Source organism: Mesorhizobium bavaricum, from assembly GCF_056781655.1.
On the sequence record NZ_CM165566.1, the window covers coordinates 4,822,731 to 4,839,469 of the forward strand.

The window sequence follows — 16,739 nt, forward strand, 5'->3', positions numbered from 1 at the left end:
ACCGGCGTTCCACCACTCAGCGTGCGGCAATCAGCGCTCCGGTGCCGATCATTGCGCTGCCAGCAAACCTGTTCATCAGCCTCATGCGTCTCGGCGTCCTGAACCAGCCCGAGGCCCGTCCGGCAAGTGCAGCATAGATGCCCATGGTGATGACGTTGACACTGATGACGACAGCGACCACCAGCAGACCGTCGGCAGGGGTCATGGTGTTGAGGTTCAGGATCAGCGGCATGATCGAGGCATGGAACAGGATAGCCTTCGGATTGCCTAGCGCAATGGATGCACCGAGGAAGAACGACCGTGACAATCTCGCCTGCGACGCCTGCGGTTCATCCGATTGCGTGGCGGCAGCTCGCCACATCCTGATGCCGAGAAAAACCAGGTAGGCAGCGCCCGCGTATTTCAGCAGGAGAAAAACCCATTCGAAAGTCTGGGCCAACGCCACCAGTCCGAGCAACGCCAGGGTGACCAGCACGGCATCGCCGGCGGCGACGCCAACTCCGGCCATGAATGCACGAAGGAACCCGCGCGATACGCCGTTGGTGATGACCGCGAACATCGCCGGCCCTGGTGTTGCAGCTGCAAATAGACAGGCATGCGGGTCACATCAACCGAAAGCACCGGCACTAGTTCGCCAGCAATATGATAGGTGACGCCACCAAAGGTTTCGTCCGACACCTGTGTCGGCATCAGTTCCGGCAAGCTCGGCATGGATACCCTCAGCGCCGCCTTGGATGCCGGTCCATTCCAGCTTCCGCGCGGTCAGCTTTGGTGCCGGACCCTTGGGTCGTCAAACGAAAACAGCCCTTTATCGGGCCGCTCGCGCGAAGGTGATCCAGACATATGCCGGCAGACGACGGTCAGCCGACAAGAGGCCTGCGGTAGACGAGCATCGGCTTTCCCGAGGTTTGTTCGCCGACATCGCCGGATCGCACGAAGCCGTTCGCCTCATAGAAGGCGATGGCGCGCGTGTTTTGCTCCTCCACCTCCAGACGGATGGCGCGCGCCTCGGGAAAACTCTCAATGACTTCATCGATGAGCATACCGCCGATGCCCCGCCCCTGCAGGTCCGGGAGCACGTAGAGCTGTTTGAGGACAACCAGTTTACCGCTGTCGATGCTTTCGGCAAAAGCCACGCCGCCAATGCGCTTGCCGTCATCGGCAACGAGGAACTCGCTGACCGGCTTGGTCAGCCGCGCCTTCAGCGAGGCGATCGAATGCCATTCGTCGATGATCTCCGTGACCTTGGCGGCGCCGTAGATTCCGTCATAGGTTGCGTGCCAGGTTTCGACCAGCAGCGCACGAATGGCAGCGAGGTCGCGGTCCCCGGCGGTGCGGACGAACATGGGTTCTCTCTCCCGCTTATGTTGCGACGCGATTGCGTCTGAAATCGATTGCTGCAAGCAGCACCACCCAGACAAGAAGCACCATGCTGCCCGGCATGTTGGCCACCATGGCAGTGCTGGAGAAACCGGTTGCCGCGGTCGCGAAACCGCCGACCACGACAGCCACAGCGCCGGCGCCGCCAAGCAACGACAGCCACAACGGACAGCGCTGGGCCTGATGCAGGGCGACGTTGGCGAGCAGAACCGTCAAGCCGAGCAGCATGGCGCTGATTGCGGCAAAGCCGACTTCGATCTGGCGCACCGCAAAGGCGGCGCTGAACAACGACGGCTTTGTTGCCGCATCGGCCATCACCCAGGCATTGACCATCGCCTTCAACGCAATGCCGTCGACGGCCTGCAAGGCAGCTGCCGCCGCCAGCGATGCCGCGCCAGACAGGATCGTCAGAAGAGCCCAACCGCGAAGCGGGCCGTCGGACAGACGGGCAAGGATCAGCACCAGGCCGGCGACCATCGACAGGACGCCGGCAAGCTGAGCCATGTGGCTGAACAGCCAGATGGGGTCGGCGGCATATTCACCGAAGGCGGCAAGCGCGTCATTCGGGTCCTCATGCATCGGATGCAGCGACGTGCCGACAAAAAGCAGCACGGCGCCGGCAATCAACAAAGCCGACGAGACGCTTGCCGGATTGCCCGGCTTCGCGTCTCGGCTCATTGATCGGCGATGCCGAGCTTGGCCTTGACGAGGTCGTTGACCGCTTGCGGGTTGGCCTTGCCGCCAGTCGCCTTCATCACCTGGCCAACGAACCAGCCGGCCATGCTCGGCTTGGCGCGAGCCTGTTCGACCTTGTCGGGGTTGGCCGCGATCACCTCATCCACGGCCTTCTCTATGGCGCCGGTGTCGGTGACCTGCTTCATGCCCCGGCTCTCGACAAGCTGGCGTGGATCGCCGCCCTCGTTCCAGACGATCTCGAACAGGTCCTTGGCGATCTTGCCTGAAATGGTGCCATCCTTGATCAGATCGATGACCGCGCCGAGCTGGTCGGGCGAAACCGGAGCGCTTTCAATGTCCTTGCCGGCCTTGTTCAATTGCCCGAGCAAATCGTTGATGACCCAGTTGGCGGCAAGCTTGCCGTCGCGACCGGCGGCCACCTTCTCGAAATAGTCGGCGATCGGCTTTTCCGAAACCAGGATCGAGGCGTCATAGGTCGACAGGCCGAGCGAAGCGATGAGCCGCGCCTTCTTGTCGTCGGGCAATTCCGGCAATTCCTTCGCCAGCGCATCGACATAGGCCTGGTCGAATTCCAGCGGCAAGAGGTCGGGATCGGGGAAATAGCGGTAGTCGTGCGCCTCTTCCTTGGAGCGCATCGAACGCGTCTCGCCCTTGACGGCGTCGAACAGCCGCGTTTCCTGGTCGATCTTGCCGCCGTCCTCGAGAATGGCGATCTGGCGGCGCGCCTCATAGTCGATGGCCTGGCCGATGAAGCGGATGGAATTGACGTTCTTGATCTCGCAGCGCGTGCCGAATTCGCCGCCCGGCTTGCGCACCGAGACGTTGACGTCGGCGCGCATCGAGCCTTCGTCCATGTTGCCGTCGCAGGTACCGAGATAACGCACGATGGTGCGCAGCTTGGTGACATAGGCCTTCGCCTCGTCGGCCGAGCGCATATCCGGCTTGGAAACGATCTCCATCAGCGCCACGCCGGAGCGGTTGAGGTCGACATAGGACATGGTCGGATGCTGGTCGTGCATCGACTTGCCGGCATCCTGCTCCAGATGCAGCCGCTCGATGCCGACCTCGATGTCCTCGAACTCGCCCTGGCGGTCGGGGCCGACCGAGACGATCACCGTGCCCTCGCCGACGATCGGCTGCTTGAACTGCGAGATCTGGTAGCCCTGCGGCAGGTCCGGATAGAAGTAGTTCTTCCGATCAAAGACCGATTTGTGGTTGATCTGCGCCTTCAGACCAAGGCCGGTGCGGATCGCCTGTTTGACGCATTCCTCGTTGATGACAGGCAGCATTCCCGGCATGGCCGCATCGACCAGGCTGACATTGGCGTTGGGTGCGGCGCCGAATGCGGTCGAAGCGCCGGAAAACAGCTTTGCTTCGGAGGTAACCTGCGCATGGACCTCGAGGCCGATGATGATCTCCCAGTCGCCGGTGGTGCCCGGGATCAGGCGTTTTGCGTCGGGGGTACGGGTATCGATGAGGGTCATGGCGGCCTGCGAATTGCGGTGACTGAACTCACGTTTGAACGTGAATTTCACGTCAAACGTGGAAGTCATTCGCTAGTGCAAACCGCCAAAAGAGACAAGCGCAAAGCCGCACGCTGGGATTTTCAGCGGCTTTCGTCCCGCCGCAGGCTCGAATGCGTCCGGTCCGAACTCGACAACAGGTAGCATTTGGCTCCGCCGGTCGGTGACCGGCCGGCGGTTCCTTCGCCGCTCAAGCGGTGGCGATGTATGCCCTGATCTCGTCGGCCTCGCGCTCGACGTCCTCGATACGGCGCTTGACCACGTCGCCGATGGAGACGATGCCATCGAGCATGCCGTCCTTTTCCACCGGCAGATGGCGGAAACGGCCCTTGGTCATGATCTCCATCACCTCGTTGACGGTGTGGTTCTCATTGCAGATCTTCACCTTCGGTGTCATTGCCGAACGCACGGCGATATCGAGCGCGGCTCCACCTTCCCTGGCAACAACCCGCACGATGTCGCGCTCCGAAAGAATTCCGACAATCTTGCGATCGCCATTGGTGATGACCAGCGCGCCGATCTTGTGTTCGGCAAGGATGCGGATGGCTTCGCTAAGTTTTTCGTTCGGCCCGAGCGTCAATACGTCATGGCCTTTTTTCTCGAGAATTGCCTTAACCGTCATGGCGTCCTCCTCTGCTTTGCCTGCCGGTTTCCTGCCCTGACCGGCCTTCACATAAGAGTGAACATCGTGCGCCGTGATCTGTTGCATTTCAAGAGCGACGGTCGGTGGTCTCCCATTCAGGCGGTTGCCATCGCCTGTCGAACCAGCGCAGTCCGAAGAAGCCGGCGACGAAGCCGCCAATATGGGCCTCCCAGGCGATCTGGCCGTCTACGCCCGGGGCAAAGCCGAGAAGGCCAGTGGCGAGATTGATGATCATCCACACGGCAAGGAAGATCACGACGCCGCGCGAGCGCAATACGATTGCGATGGGCAGCACAGGGCCGTCGAAGGCAGCCTTGCCGGCCGAGCGGTTGGTGCGGAAACCAAAACGCGCGGCAGCCGCCATCATGCCAGAAATAGCGCCCGATGCCCCGACCAGCGGCGCCTCTCCGTACGGATGCATGGCCCAATAAAGCACAACCGAAGCCAGCCCGGTCACGGCGAAAAATAACGCGAACCTGAGCGCGCCCAGGCGATTGGCCAACGGCGAACCGAAAGCGGCGAGCCAGACCATGTTGATGGCAATATGGGCAAAGCCGCCATGCATGAAGGCATAGGTGAACGGGCGAGAGAAAAGAAACCAGTCGAAGCCGTATTGTCCGGTGTAGAGAACGGGGATGAAGGCCCCGTCGTAAAGCAGGGTCAGTTGCTGCGCGTCGGTCAGCACGTACTGCTGCAACAGATAGACGACCGCGCAGATGCCGATCACTGCCAGCACGACAGGTGGCAGATTGAACACCGGCTCGCGCCGCTGTTCGGGTACATCCTCGATCGGTTCGATTTCCGAGGGGCCTACCGGTTCGCTCATATGGAATTGCACTCAAGCATGGAATTCGGGTTCGAGCATCTAGATCACCCTCGAACGAACCGCAAACGGCGAATCGCCCCACTGCGAATCAAAAAAAAGCCGTTCAAGGTTTCCCTTGAACGGCTGGTCGAGCCCCCTGCTCCCCCTAAAACTCTTGACTGAAGTGCTGCCGATCGTTGCGAAACGACCGCTTCTGGAGTGGTTTTTATGTGCCACGCAGCTCGCCTCGGCGCAACGTCAACCACTTGTTAACCTTAACGGCCCCGACCCGTGAACAAGTGTTAACGACGCTGGCACGCTTCCTGCTCCGCAACGCATGTAGGTCATCGGAGGGCGCCCTTCTGTTCACCGATGGGACATCAGACGACAGATTGCGCGGAGCAGCATAGCATGAACCAGAACGGATCGATCACGCTGTTCCAATATTGGAACCGCCTGCGTGACGGACGCCCCGCCCCCAAGCGTTCGGAGGTCGAGCCGGCCGACATAAAGTCGCTGCTGGCCGACACCTTCATCTTGGAAAGGGACACGCGCGGGCAAGCCGTTTTTCGGCTGGCCGGCACCAGGCTTTGCGCCTGCTATGGCCGCGAACTCAAGGGGTTCTCCTTTCCGTCGCTGTGGCGCGAGAAGGATCAGCGGCTCGTCTCGCGGCTGATCCATGGCGTCTTCGACCAGAAGTCGGTCGTGCTCATCGCCTTCGAGGGTTTCAGCCGCAACGGCCGGTCCAACAAGTTCGAACTGCTCGCCTTGCCGCTCGACGGCGGCGTTGAAAATCCGCGCTGCCTGGGCGTGATCAGTGCCGTGGAGAAGCCCTTCTGGCTGGGGGCCGACCCGATAACCGACGCCTTGATCGATTCGATCCGCGTCATCGATCCGGAGAAGGAACTCCTCAACAATCGCCCGGCGATCAATGTTCCCTCGCTCGTTCCCGACGAACTCGGGGCGCCGGAGACCATATCGGCGCTCGGTCGCGCGCGCCGCATCCGCCATCTCGTCGTCTTCGACGGTGGGCGCGAGGAATAGGCGGCAAATCGCGCCCGTAACGGCACCTGCTTTTCCCCTTTGTTAACCCCCATTGTTGTACTTCTCTGATGAAGTTCCTCGCATCGACGCGCGGGATGCCAAACGAGGTATAGGCAGTCATGAGGTCAGCGGCGATCGACTATGCGCCGTCCCAAGCTGAAAGGCGTAACTTTCAGCGCGTCCGGGTCAAGATCTACGGGCGCTTCATGCTGGAAGATCGCACCGAACACCCCTGCCAGGTCGTCGACATGTCGCCGGGCAATGTGGCGTTTCGCACCGATCGCATCGGCATGCCCGGCGAAAAAGTCATCGCCTATATCGACCATATCGGCCGCATCGAGGGTGTCGTCACGCGGACCTTGCAAGACGGTTTCGCGATGACCGTCATCGCGTCCGACCGCAAGAAGGACAAGCTTGCCGCGCAGTTGACCTGGCTGGCCAACAAGCACGAGCTCGACCTGCCGGAAGACCGCCGGCACGAGCGCGTTGCGCCGCGCAATCCGACCAGCGTGCTGCAACTGACCGACGGCCGTCAGTACCAGTGTCGTATCATCGACCTATCGCTTTCTGGCGCCGCGATCGAGATCGACGTCAAGCCGGCGATCGGCATCCAGGTCATGCTCGGCACCATGCGCGGGCAGATCGTTCGTCATTTCGAGGACGGCGTCGCCATCGAATTCGCCGTCATCCAGCGTCCCGAAACGCTTGATTCGGAATTCAACACGCCACGCACCTGACAGGCCGACAGAAGCACTCTATGAAACAGGCCCTTCGCGGCCGGTTTTTTGTGGTTCAGGAGACCGTTGGTCGAGATGCTTTGGCCAAGGTTGCAGCAGCTGCCCCGGAAGGCCTGTATGACATCGAGCCCTGGAAGGCGCCCGGGACGTCCAAACAATTTAATACTCAAATGATTCAAATTTTATGTTTATTCTATTGAGGTTTTACTCAATATCTACTTCGCGCTTTTGCCTCAAATAAATCCACATGTGGCAATGTCTCCTTCGAACGGGGAGACTACAACAATGAAGAAGACGAGGGGCAAGCTGTTGCTGGCGGCAATGGCGATGCAGCTCTCCGCTTGGGGATCAGCATATGCCGCGGGACCGGCCTATATGCACACCGGCGGACGCACCACGCAGCCTGTTGGCCATTATGAATTCTGCCAGCGCATTCCTGGCGAATGCAGCGAAAGGACGCCGAAGGGCGCGCCGGTCGAACTGACCCGCAAATTGTGGGCGACGATCGTCAGCATCAACAATTCGGTCAACACAAGGGTCAAGCCGCGCACCGACATGGAAAATTACGGTGTCGAGGAATACTGGGCCTATCCCGACAATGGCTATGGCGACTGCGAGGACTACGCGCTGGAAAAGCGCCGCGAATTGATGGATGCGGGCGTGCCCGCCGGCAATCTCCTGATGACGGTCGCGCGCCAGCCAAATGGCGACGGCCATGCGGTGCTGACGGTACGCACCAGCCTCGGAGAGTTCATCCTCGACAATCTGCAGACCAAGGTGCTGTCCTGGACGGACACCGACTACACCTACCTCAAGCGCCAGTCAGACCAGAACTCCGGTGTTTGGGTGACGATCAACGACGGCCGCTCCGACGCGGTCGCCAGCGTCCGCTAAAACAGAGGTCAAGCGCGTCGCAAGAATGCGACCGCCTAAGGAGAAACCCGGTCGAGTCCCCACCCTCCCCGTCCCCAACGACCGGGTCAAGGAGCCGGCCCCGTCCCCGGGCCGGCTCCACCATTTCTGGCGGTAACTCATTGAAATTCCGATAAAAGATACGATTTCAACGGCTTAGATTCCTGTTTGCCACATGCCTCTGCTACAACAGCAAAGTAGCGCGAACGGCGGTTCGGCAGCGGTTTCGCCGGCTTCAGTTCGAAGCTCCCGCCAGCCGCAGGAAGTGTCGCATGCCGACCGAACCCCGATCACCGCGCCTTGCAGTTCTTATCGACGCCGACAACGCCTCTGCCAAGATTGTCGACGGCCTGTTCGAGGAGATCGCGAAGATTGGCGAAGCCAGCGTCCGCCGCATCTATGGTGACTTTTCAAACGCCCGATCGAAGGGATGGGCAGACGTCTTGTCAAAGCATGCGATCATCCCGCAGCAGCAGTTCGCCTATACCACCGGCAAGAACGCGTCCGATATCACACTGGTGATCGACGCCATGGACCTGCTCCACAGCGATCGTTTCGACGGTTTCTGTCTGGTCTCTTCCGACAGTGATTTCACCCGGCTTGCTGCACGCATACCCGAACAAGGCGTCGATGTGTTCGGGTTTGGGGAGCAGAAAACTCCCGAAAGCTTCCGGCAAGCATGTCGCCGTTTCGTCTACACCGAAAATCTTCTGCGGGGCACGGCGAACATTCAGGATGCCGCGCCCGCAACCAAACCGCTTCAAGTGCCCAGCGCTGCGATGCCCATACTCAAAAAAGTCATTGGCCAGATGGAAAGCGAAGATGGTTGGGTCCTGCTCGGCACCTTCGGAAAACAGTTGTCAAACCTGTTTTCCGATTTTGATCCCCGTACCTACGGTTTCAGCAAATTGAGCGATCTGGTGCGGAGTACAGACGCATTTGAAATCGAAACCCCGAAGGGCGGAGCCATGCGAATACGGACCAAGCCCGCGGCTGGGAAAAAGTTAAAAAACAAAGCCACATAGCGACGTCTGGCGGGTGACAGGTCCCACCGACCCGCCAATCACATCAGGCGACCGCCTTTCCACGGGCAGGAGATCGAGGCACAATAGGCCGTTGGTTTCGCCTTCTGGATCACGGCGATGTTGGAAATCCCGGAAGATCGATGCGAGCGCCATCGTCTGTTCAAGGCGATCGACGATGCCTTCAAAGCCGGCGATTTCGAGGGCCTCGGTGTGGCCCTGGGCGGGTCGCCCTGCTGGTTCAACGAGCGCATGCCATTCGAGTTCGGCCTCGGGCACCCGCTGGAGTATGCGATCTATTGGAGCCCCGTAGGCTTCATCTCGACCTTGCTGGATGCGGGCTCGGATCCGAATTATCAGGATCACGGTGGGTTTCCGGCAATCATTGCCGCGCTGTCCACTGACCGGGCCGACAGACTGGAAATTGTGCGGGTGCTGATCGAGGGTGGCGCCGACGCCAACATGCGGGGCGTGAACGACTGGACGCCGCTTCACTATTCGGTGGCCATCCGTAGCGTCGAGGCGATCCGCCTGCTTTTGGCGGCGGGCGCCGACCCGGCGCTCGAAACCCGCATCGATGACTACAGGACAGCCACCGAGGAAGCCGACATTGCCGGCTTTGAAGCCGGCGCTTCCTTGCTGCGCGATGCGATGGCCAGGCGCGGCTCTAACCGACGGTGAGTTGGGGCGCGATGAAACCATCGGCCGGACACGCTGGCCTCAAACCTTCTTCAATCCCCCCTTGAAGCGCTTGCCATTGGCAACGTAGTGAGCCGCCGAGCCGCGCAGTCTGGCAATAGCCGCGTCGTCCAGCACCCTGATTGCCTTGGCCGGCGAGCCGACGATCAGCGAATTGTCCGGAAATTCCTTGCCTTCGGTGACCAGTGCCCCGGCGCCAACCAGCGAATTCCTGCCGATCCTGGCGCCGTTCAGCACGATGGCGCCCATGCCGATCAGGCTGTTGTCGCCGATCGTGCAGCCATGCAGCAAGGCGCGGTGGCCGATCGTGCAGCCTTCGCCAATCGTCAGCGGGAAGCCGGGATCGGTGTGCATGACCGTGTGTTCCTGCACATTGGTGTCGGCGCCGATGACGATGGGTTCATTGTCGCCGCGAATGACGGTGCCGAACCAGATGCCGGCATTGCGGCCGACGCGTACATCGCCGATCAGAGTCGCATCGGGCGCGATCCAGTTTGAGTCCACATCCGCGAAGCTGGGCTCCGCTCCATCGATCGCATAAAGCGGCATTTTCGGTCTCCGAATCGTCTCAGCCTGGAAGGCTGGAGCCTAGGAGACCGATCGCCCACGAGGCAATGGCGAGGACAACGACGCCCAGCGCCAGCGCCCAGGCAATCGCCGTGCAACCGCAGGACATCAGCGCCAAGGTCGATATGCGGCGCTCCCGCCGGGCATCGAGGGCGTCGTTGGCCAGCATGAAGGGACCGGCACAAGCGGTGGCGAGCAGCGAGCGCAGCAGATGCGACGGCGACACATAGGGCTCAGTGAAGGCGACCTTGCGGCCCGATACCAGCTCCATCATCGATCCAGCCAGCCCGCAGGCCGTCAGTCCGACGACAAAAGCGAATACGGTGAGTGCCAGAGAGCTCATCTTTACGTTCCATTTACCATGAAATTGCACAGTCGTGCCATGAAGGCTGCAAGAGCCGTGCCGTGCGATGTGTGCCGCCCAGGGACACCCAAAGGCGCACAGCAGCGTGGATCCGAGGACTGAGATGAAACAGGCAGCGACCACCGACGGCCCCGAACTCACCGTGGTCGATTCCGTGCTGATGAGGCGGGTGTTCTACGCATTCGCGGCGCTGGCGCTGCTGTCGGTAGCGATCAGCCTCGGCGGCAAATGGTTCGGCCATTCGATCGCGATGGCCGGATACACCGACGACCCAACGATCCACCAGGTGGTGATCGGCAACAATGTCATCGCCGTGCCGGCCAACGCCATCCGTTTCGCCCAGGCGCGGCGCGACGGCATCGCCTCGCGGCTCGACCTTTATCTGCGCTATCCCCAGATGGACGGCTACAGCGAGCCGGCGCGCGACGATTTCAATCACATGGGAGCGAGCAGGAACATCATTTTCCTGTCCTTCGAACAGCAGATGATGTCGCGCGACATGAGCGGTCGCTTCGCGCCGATCTACAGCGCTTTGATTACCCAACCCGGCATTGCCGGCCCCGGCGGCACGACGGTGTATGGCTTCAATGAAAAATCAGGATACCTGAATGAGGATCTGGTTGTCGGCAAGCGCCCCGGCAAGGACCCGTTCGTGGCCCGCTGCCTGAGCGGTCCGAGTGCCGAGGAATCGCTGGCGCCCTGCGAGCGCGACATCCAGGTCGGCGACGAGCTCAGCCTCACCTATCGCTTCCCCAGGGAGTTTCTGGGCGATTGGCAGGCGCTCGACGCGGCAATTGCCACCGAAGCCGCGCGCATCCTGAAAACAGGACATTAAGCGGTTTACCCGTTTAACGGAAATGCAGAACCGCTCTATCTCTTTGTTTTGACGCAATTCCGGACAGAAAACCGTTTCACACTTTTCCTGGAATTGCTCTAGGAAAGCTTGGAGATCGGGCTGGCCGGCCGCATTCGTGGCGGAGCCGGCCGAGCACTGGATGGCTGGCTCAGGCCAGATCGATGTCGAGGATCGCCATCGAAAAATTGTAGTCGCCGTCGTCCTCGTCCTTGAAGACGATGCCGAGGAACTCGTCGCCGACATAGACCTCGGCCGAATCTTCCTTGCGCGGCCGTGCCTTGACCTCGAGCTTGGGGTTCTGGAAGACGCGCTTGAAATAGGCGTCCAGCTTTCTGATTTCGTCCGGCTTCAACAGTCTTCTCCGATCATCGGGCTTGCTCGTTCGAAGGCGCTTCTGGCACGTCGACAATGGCGATGTAAAGGCAAGCGGCCCGATAAGACGAGAACAACCGCCCGCTCCTGCCTGCGGCTAGACTCCGGCTACAGGCAGCGGGCAGATGAAAATCAGATGTCGAAGCTGACGACCTGATCCATCGTCTGTGACGGCAAAAGCTGGTCCATCTGGCGCGACGGCTGATCGCAGCCGGTCTCACCGACGACGCGGGCCGGCACGCCGGCAACCGTCTTGTTGTGCGGCACAGGCGACAGCACCACCGAGCCTGCCGCGATCTTCGAGCAATGGCCGATTTCGATGTTGCCGAGGATCTTGGCGCCGGCTCCGATCAGCACGCCGTAGCGGATCTTGGGGTGACGATCGCCGCCGGCCTTGCCGGTGCCGCCCAGCGTCACGCCATGCAGGATCGACACATCGTCCTCGATGACCGCGGTCTCGCCGACGACGAGGCCGGTGGCGTGGTCGATGAAGATGCCCTTGCCGATGCGGGCGGCCGGGTTGATGTCGGTCTGGAAAACCGACGACGAACGGCTCTGCAGGTAAAGGGCGAAGTCCTTGCGGCCCTGCTTCCACAGCCAATGCGCCAGCCGATGGGTCTGGATGGCGTGAAAGCCCTTGAAATAGAGCACGGGCATGATGAAGCGGTCGCAGGCCGGATCGCGGTCGTAATAGGCCTGGATGTCGACGCGCACGGTCGTCGGCCAGTCCTTGTCGTCGGCCAGCATGGACTTGAAGGTCTGACGGATGAGATCGGAGCCGATGTCCTGATGGTCGAGCCGCTCGGCCAGCCGATGGATCACCGCTTCTTCCAGGCTGTCCTGGTTGAGGATGGTCGAATAGAGGAACGCGGCGAGCAGCGGGTCGCGATTGACCGCCTCCATCGCCTCGTCGCGGATGGAGCGCCAGATCGGGTCGACCGGCTGCAATGCGCTGTGTCGGGAAATGCTGATGCTGTTCATCGCCGTCTCGTCCTGCGTCCTGCCGGGCTTGCCTGTTGTGCTTGCCTGTTGTCTGGCGGCATATAAGCCAGATCGTAGCACGATTGAACTCAATTTTCCTTAGTGCTGTGTCAAATGGATTTGGTTCGCGGGAATTCAAGCAGCCATGGAAAACGAACCCTTGATCCATGAGCCACCGAAAGCGAGCCTTCCGCGCTTGACCGCGGAAGGTGTAGCGGTCTGGTGGCCAGCGTGCCCAAGTTCGCCGCTATGGCGATGACCGCCGCAACAATGGCCGCTGTTCAAGTCGGCAGCGGCTTGCCGGCCTGTTCCGCTACCATGTATTCGGCGTACCAGTCGGGCCAGTTCTCATCCCGCTGTCCGCCGGTCCGCTTCTCGTGCTCGCCATGCGCGGCCGCCGCACGCCGCAGCGCGGCGGCAAGCTCGGCCGACGAGGTGAATGTCGTGTCGAGGGCATCCACGCGCCCCGGCAATCGCTGGGTGATCTCCTGCAGCAGCCAGTTGTTGCCATCCGGATCGCCGAACGAGGCATAGGAGGAATAACTGCGCCCCTCCGGATGTCTGCCGCTGATCGGCGGCTGCCCAGGGCCCGCACGGTGGAACACTTCGCTCGCATCGACCCCGCGCGCCACGACTTCGGCACGCGCCGCCTCGATATCGGACACCACGAGATAAAGCCCCTTTGCCGAGCCTGGCGCGGCGGTCGTCAGTCCCTTGCCGAAATGGATCGAGCATGGTGACCCCGGCGGCGTGAACTGCACGACCCGAAACGCATCGCCAACGACGAAGTCGGCGTCGAGCCTCCAACCCAGGCCACCATAGAACCGCTTGGCCCGATCGGCATCCGAAACGGAAATGATGACGGCCTCCAGCTTCATGTCGATCGTGGTCATGTCAGGCTCCTTGGGTTTGAGTGCTTTGAAAATGACAAGATGCGTCCGAGCGGGTGACCGCGTGGATCCTGCTCATGGCAAGGAGCTTCCTGCCGTCCTTCGATTTGGTCAATCGGGTGTGGCACCATGGCTCCCCCGCAGCCTTCCGCTGTGCCGTGTTTTGGCCCAGGATGCCGGGATCATCTCATTGCGTGGATAGTGACGCAGCCATGGAAAACAGACCCTTGATCGACGAGCCGCAAAAGCGCGAGCTTTCGGCGCTCTACAGCGTGAAAGACCGCCACTATCACAACCTGGCCCATATCGAGGCGATGCTTGCGCTCGCAGGCGACTATCGAGGGCTGCTCGATGACCCCGAAGCGGTCGAAGCGGCGATCTGGTTCCATGACGCCATCTATGACAGCAGGGCCAAGGACAACGAGGCGCAAAGTGCCGCCCTTGCGGAGAAAAAGCTCGCGGGCCGCACTGAAGCCGGGCGCCTCAACCGCATCTCGGCGATGATCGTCGCTACCGCCACGCACCAACTGCCGCTGTTTGACGACGCCACAGCAGCACGGGATGCCGGTCTTTTCCTCGACATGGATTTGTCGATCCTGGGTGCCGCGCCGGATGCCTTCGACGCCTATGAACGGGCGGTTCGGCGCGAATATGCCTGGGTTGAAGAGCCGATGTGGCGGGCCGGCCGCAGCGCGGTCCTGAAGAATTTCCTCGCCCGCCCGCACATCTTCCACACCGAAGAGTTTCGCCAGCGCTTCGAACCGCAGGCCCGAGCGAACATGGCGCGGTCTCTGGAAGCCCTCACCGCAGGCTGAGAACAGTCAGGTGAAGGCGCCTATCGTCGATGCCATCGCCGCAAGGAGAGCCAGCCCTGCCATCACCGACAGGCCGTTGAGAATGATCCCGAGAATGCCAAGCGCACGATTGTCGTTCGAACCCACCAGCGCCATCACGCCGAAAACCGTATCGGTAACATGCGCCAAAGGTGCGGCGAGCAGGAATACCGCCATGAAGAAAACCTTGGCGATGTTCTGGGTGAGCTGCGAAGCGTCGCTCGGCATCGCCACCACCAGGATGGTTATCGCAATCGCGCCCGCCGCGAATGCCGACAGCGCCGGGACGACTGAACGTTAGGCGAGCAAACCCCTGCACGACCGCGTCCGGTATAGCGGCCGTGCTTCTGCCCCATTGTGCCACTTTATGCCCGCTCCCCTCACCGTCCGCTCAGAGCGGATTTTCGGCATAGAACTCCAGCACGCGTTGCTTGAAGGCCTTGTCCCCGACCGCCAGCATATGGTCGCGGCCCTCGATGTGAAAGGCCCTGGCGTTCGGCATCAGCGCTGCAAGCTCGTCGGGCGAGCCGCCAATGTCGTCCGTCGTGCCGACGGCAACCAGCGTCGGCTGGGCGATGCGGGCAAGATCCTCCTCGCTCAGCAACTCCCGAGAGGTGGCGATACAGGCGGCCAGCGCCCGGCGGTCGCTGCGGGTCTGGTCGGCGAAGGCGCGAAACGATCGCCCGCGCCGATGGGTGACCGTGGCCGGATCGTCGGCAAGAAGAGCGGTTGCGATCGGATCCCAATCGCCGACACCGTCGATCATGCCGATGCCGAGACCGCCGAAGACCAGCGTCGCCACCTTGTCGGGATCGGACAGCGCCAGGAACGCGGCGATGCGCGCGCCCATCGAATAGCCCATGACATGGGCGCGCTCGATGCCGAGGTGGCCGAGCAAGGCTGCGGCATCCGAAGCCATCTTGACCGGCGTGTAGTCGGCCTCGTCATAACTCTTCGAAGAAGAGCCGTGGCCGCGATTGTCGAAGGCGATGGCGCGGTAACCGGCATCGTTCAGCGTCTTGAACCAGCCAGGCGACACCCAGTTGACATAGTGGCTCGAGGCGAAGCCATGGATCATAAGCACCGGATCGCCCTGACCCGACGCCGGCTGGCGGTCGAGGAAGGCAAGATCGAAGCCGTCATGGGTGAAAACCTGCATCAGCGACCCCGCCCGCGCACTCAACCGGCACCGCCATTGGGCGCATCGCCATTGTCCGCTGGCGGCATGCTGGGACCAGACACGGTGCCAACGGCCGGGTGGCGCAACAGGTCGCCATACTCGATGCCGTTCCTGGCAGCGGTGCCAGCCTTGAGCTCGAGCACGAAGCGCACCGGCACGCCAGGCGAAATGATGGCCTCGGATTGCGGATCGCCATGCTTGATCGCCCGGATCTTGCCGTCCTGGCCGACGAAAATCAGGTCCAGCGGCATCGGCGTGTTCTGCATCCAGAAGCTGACCTGCTGCTGGATATCGAAGACGAACAGCATGCCATGGTCGTCCGCCATGTCCTGGCGGTACATCAGCCCAGCCTCGCGCTCCGAGGGGGTGTCAGCGATTTCAATCGAAAAAGAGCGGTTCCCGCTCTTCGTCACCACAATTAGCGGCACGGAATCGACGGGAAGAAGCATCGCCCGGCTGTCCGCCGCGGTCGGCCGGTCGGAATAGAAGTAAGCGCTCACGGCGACGGCCACGGCGACAATGGCGCACACCACACCCGCCGTCAGCCAGTTCCTGTGAGCCATTCAAAGTCCTCGACCGAAATCGTCCTAGTGCGAAGCCGGCAAGGTGCCCATATCGGGGTGAATTTCGGCAGCCATAAGGCCTTTGTCGCCGCGTCCAAAACGAACCAGCACAACTTGTCCGGGCCGAAGCTCGGTGATGCCGTAGCGGCGCAAGGTTTCCATGTGGACGAAGATGTCCTCGGTGCCCTCGCCGCGGGTGAGAAAACCAAACCCCTTGGTGCGGTTGAACCACTTCACCAAGGCGCGCTCGAGGCCGCTTTCCGGCGTCACCGCGATATGGGTGCGCTGCTCCTGCATTTCGGCCGGATGGACTGCGGTGGTCAGGTCCATCGAGAGCACCCGGAAGGCTTGCAATCCGCGATCGCCATGCTTGACGAGGCAGACCACGCGCGCACCCTCCAGGGCCGTCTGGAAGCCATCCCTTCGAAGACATGTCACATGGAGGAGGATATCGCCCGAGATGCCGTCATCCGGGAGGATGAAACCATAGCCCTTGGCCACATCGAACCACTTGATGGCGCCGGCGATTTCGAGCAGATCGGCGGCATCGCCGCCTTCGTCACGATGCAAGGCGTCGCCAAGGGGTCCGTCCCGCCCCGTCAAAGAGGCCTTTTCCCCCATAAGAATGCCCCCTTTTTTCAAGAACACCGCAACTGATTCTTGACGCTAGAT

Annotated in this window: 23 protein-coding genes; 8 read left to right on the top strand and 15 right to left on the bottom strand. The window is 61.5% G+C overall.

Translation table 11 applies throughout. The features are described 5' to 3' along the window. Positions 1–16: 16 nt before the first annotated feature. From AC1RZR_RS23695 to AC1RZR_RS23720, 6 genes are all read right to left on the bottom strand, one after another. Positions 17–559, bottom strand: coding sequence for a LysE family translocator (locus AC1RZR_RS23695; protein ID WP_481826150.1), 543 nt, complete (start codon positions 557–559; stop codon positions 17–19). Between the two features lie 301 nt (positions 560–860). Further along, positions 861–1,346 carry a GNAT family N-acetyltransferase gene (locus tag AC1RZR_RS23700; protein WP_481826151.1) on the bottom strand — a complete coding sequence of 162 codons (486 nt, stop codon included), beginning with the start codon at positions 1,344–1,346 and terminating at the stop codon, positions 861–863. A 16-nt stretch (positions 1,347–1,362) separates the two neighbouring features. Next, positions 1,363–2,058: a hypothetical protein gene (locus AC1RZR_RS23705; RefSeq protein ID WP_481826152.1), complete on the bottom strand. Its 696-nt coding sequence runs from the start codon at positions 2,056–2,058 to the stop codon at positions 1,363–1,365. Then, positions 2,055–3,560 (bottom strand): Asp-tRNA(Asn)/Glu-tRNA(Gln) amidotransferase subunit GatB, encoded by a 1,506-nt coding sequence (gatB, locus tag AC1RZR_RS23710; RefSeq protein ID WP_481826153.1) that lies wholly within the window; start codon positions 3,558–3,560, stop codon positions 2,055–2,057. Before gatB ends, AC1RZR_RS23705 begins: the two co-directional genes overlap by 4 nt. A gap of 229 nt (positions 3,561–3,789) precedes the next feature. Next, positions 3,790–4,221, bottom strand: coding sequence for a CBS domain-containing protein (locus AC1RZR_RS23715; protein ID WP_184870665.1), 432 nt, complete (start codon positions 4,219–4,221; stop codon positions 3,790–3,792). A gap of 88 nt (positions 4,222–4,309) precedes the next feature. Then, positions 4,310–5,068 (bottom strand): rhomboid family intramembrane serine protease, encoded by a 759-nt coding sequence (locus AC1RZR_RS23720; RefSeq protein ID WP_481826154.1) that lies wholly within the window; start codon positions 5,066–5,068, stop codon positions 4,310–4,312. Between the two features lie 390 nt (positions 5,069–5,458). Here AC1RZR_RS23720 and AC1RZR_RS23725 point away from each other — a divergent pair, with 390 nt between their 5' ends. The 6 genes from AC1RZR_RS23725 to AC1RZR_RS23750 all read left to right on the top strand — a co-directional run bounded on the left by AC1RZR_RS23725 (position 5,459) and on the right by AC1RZR_RS23750 (position 9,443). Beyond that, positions 5,459–6,091, top strand: coding sequence for a PAS domain-containing protein (locus AC1RZR_RS23725; protein ID WP_379097289.1), 633 nt, complete (start codon positions 5,459–5,461; stop codon positions 6,089–6,091). Between the two features lie 119 nt (positions 6,092–6,210). Beyond that, on the top strand, positions 6,211–6,828 hold the full coding sequence (locus AC1RZR_RS23730; RefSeq protein WP_111542442.1) for a PilZ domain-containing protein: 618 nt from the start codon (positions 6,211–6,213) through the stop codon (positions 6,826–6,828). A 20-nt stretch (positions 6,829–6,848) separates the two neighbouring features. Continuing rightward, positions 6,849–7,028 (top strand): hypothetical protein, encoded by a 180-nt coding sequence (locus AC1RZR_RS23735; RefSeq protein WP_477275167.1) that lies wholly within the window; start codon positions 6,849–6,851, stop codon positions 7,026–7,028. 85 nt (positions 7,029–7,113) lie between these two features. After that, positions 7,114–7,722 carry a transglutaminase-like cysteine peptidase gene (locus AC1RZR_RS23740; RefSeq protein ID WP_477275169.1) on the top strand — a complete coding sequence of 203 codons (609 nt, stop codon included), beginning with the start codon at positions 7,114–7,116 and terminating at the stop codon, positions 7,720–7,722. 290 nt (positions 7,723–8,012) lie between these two features. Then, entirely contained in the window at positions 8,013–8,765 is a 753-nt protein-coding gene (locus AC1RZR_RS23745; RefSeq protein WP_481826155.1) for an NYN domain-containing protein, read from the top strand. A 117-nt stretch (positions 8,766–8,882) separates the two neighbouring features. Beyond that, positions 8,883–9,443, top strand: coding sequence for an ankyrin repeat domain-containing protein (locus AC1RZR_RS23750; protein WP_481826156.1), 561 nt, complete (start codon positions 8,883–8,885; stop codon positions 9,441–9,443). Between the two features lie 39 nt (positions 9,444–9,482). Here the strand turns inward: AC1RZR_RS23750 and AC1RZR_RS23755 are convergent, their stop codons facing one another. Next, the gene (locus AC1RZR_RS23755; protein WP_477275175.1) at positions 9,483–10,010 is read right to left on the bottom strand and encodes a gamma carbonic anhydrase family protein; all 528 of its coding nucleotides are present in this window, start codon (positions 10,008–10,010) and stop codon (positions 9,483–9,485) included. Positions 10,011–10,029: 19 nt separating this feature from the next. Next, positions 10,030–10,371 (bottom strand): DUF6949 family protein, encoded by a 342-nt coding sequence (locus tag AC1RZR_RS23760; protein ID WP_481826157.1) that lies wholly within the window; start codon positions 10,369–10,371, stop codon positions 10,030–10,032. 124 nt (positions 10,372–10,495) lie between these two features. On the opposite strand from AC1RZR_RS23760, the gene AC1RZR_RS23765 reads away from it, so the two are divergent. Beyond that, complete coding sequence (locus AC1RZR_RS23765) at positions 10,496–11,227, top strand: hypothetical protein (protein ID WP_481826158.1); 732 nt, start codon at positions 10,496–10,498, stop codon at positions 11,225–11,227. 169 nt (positions 11,228–11,396) lie between these two features. On the opposite strand, the gene AC1RZR_RS23770 is transcribed toward AC1RZR_RS23765, so the two are convergent. From AC1RZR_RS23770 to AC1RZR_RS23780, 3 genes are all read right to left on the bottom strand, one after another. Next, a complete protein-coding gene (locus AC1RZR_RS23770; protein ID WP_006200852.1) occupies positions 11,397–11,600 on the bottom strand; it encodes a DUF3126 family protein in 204 nt (67 codons plus the stop codon). A 152-nt stretch (positions 11,601–11,752) separates the two neighbouring features. After that, entirely contained in the window at positions 11,753–12,601 is an 849-nt protein-coding gene (gene cysE / locus AC1RZR_RS23775; RefSeq protein ID WP_379097267.1) for a serine O-acetyltransferase, read from the bottom strand. Between the two features lie 281 nt (positions 12,602–12,882). Further along, positions 12,883–13,494: a VOC family protein gene (locus AC1RZR_RS23780; protein ID WP_481826159.1), complete on the bottom strand. Its 612-nt coding sequence runs from the start codon at positions 13,492–13,494 to the stop codon at positions 12,883–12,885. Positions 13,495–13,703: 209 nt separating this feature from the next. Between AC1RZR_RS23780 and AC1RZR_RS23785 the strand changes: the two genes are divergently transcribed. Further along, positions 13,704–14,306 carry an HD domain-containing protein gene (locus tag AC1RZR_RS23785; protein WP_481826160.1) on the top strand — a complete coding sequence of 201 codons (603 nt, stop codon included), beginning with the start codon at positions 13,704–13,706 and terminating at the stop codon, positions 14,304–14,306. A gap of 6 nt (positions 14,307–14,312) precedes the next feature. Here AC1RZR_RS23785 and AC1RZR_RS23790 read toward each other — a convergent pair whose 3' ends face one another. The 4 genes from AC1RZR_RS23790 to AC1RZR_RS23805 form a co-directional block, all read right to left on the bottom strand. Next, entirely contained in the window at positions 14,313–14,552 is a 240-nt protein-coding gene (locus tag AC1RZR_RS23790; protein ID WP_481826161.1) for a hypothetical protein, read from the bottom strand. A gap of 163 nt (positions 14,553–14,715) precedes the next feature. Further along, on the bottom strand, positions 14,716–15,483 hold the full coding sequence (locus tag AC1RZR_RS23795) for an alpha/beta fold hydrolase (protein ID WP_481826162.1): 768 nt from the start codon (positions 15,481–15,483) through the stop codon (positions 14,716–14,718). A gap of 20 nt (positions 15,484–15,503) precedes the next feature. Next, a complete protein-coding gene (locus tag AC1RZR_RS23800; protein ID WP_481826163.1) occupies positions 15,504–16,067 on the bottom strand; it encodes a DUF192 domain-containing protein in 564 nt (187 codons plus the stop codon). A 24-nt stretch (positions 16,068–16,091) separates the two neighbouring features. Further along, positions 16,092–16,688: a cold-shock protein gene (locus tag AC1RZR_RS23805; RefSeq protein ID WP_379097252.1), complete on the bottom strand. Its 597-nt coding sequence runs from the start codon at positions 16,686–16,688 to the stop codon at positions 16,092–16,094. Positions 16,689–16,739: the final 51 nt, after the last annotated feature.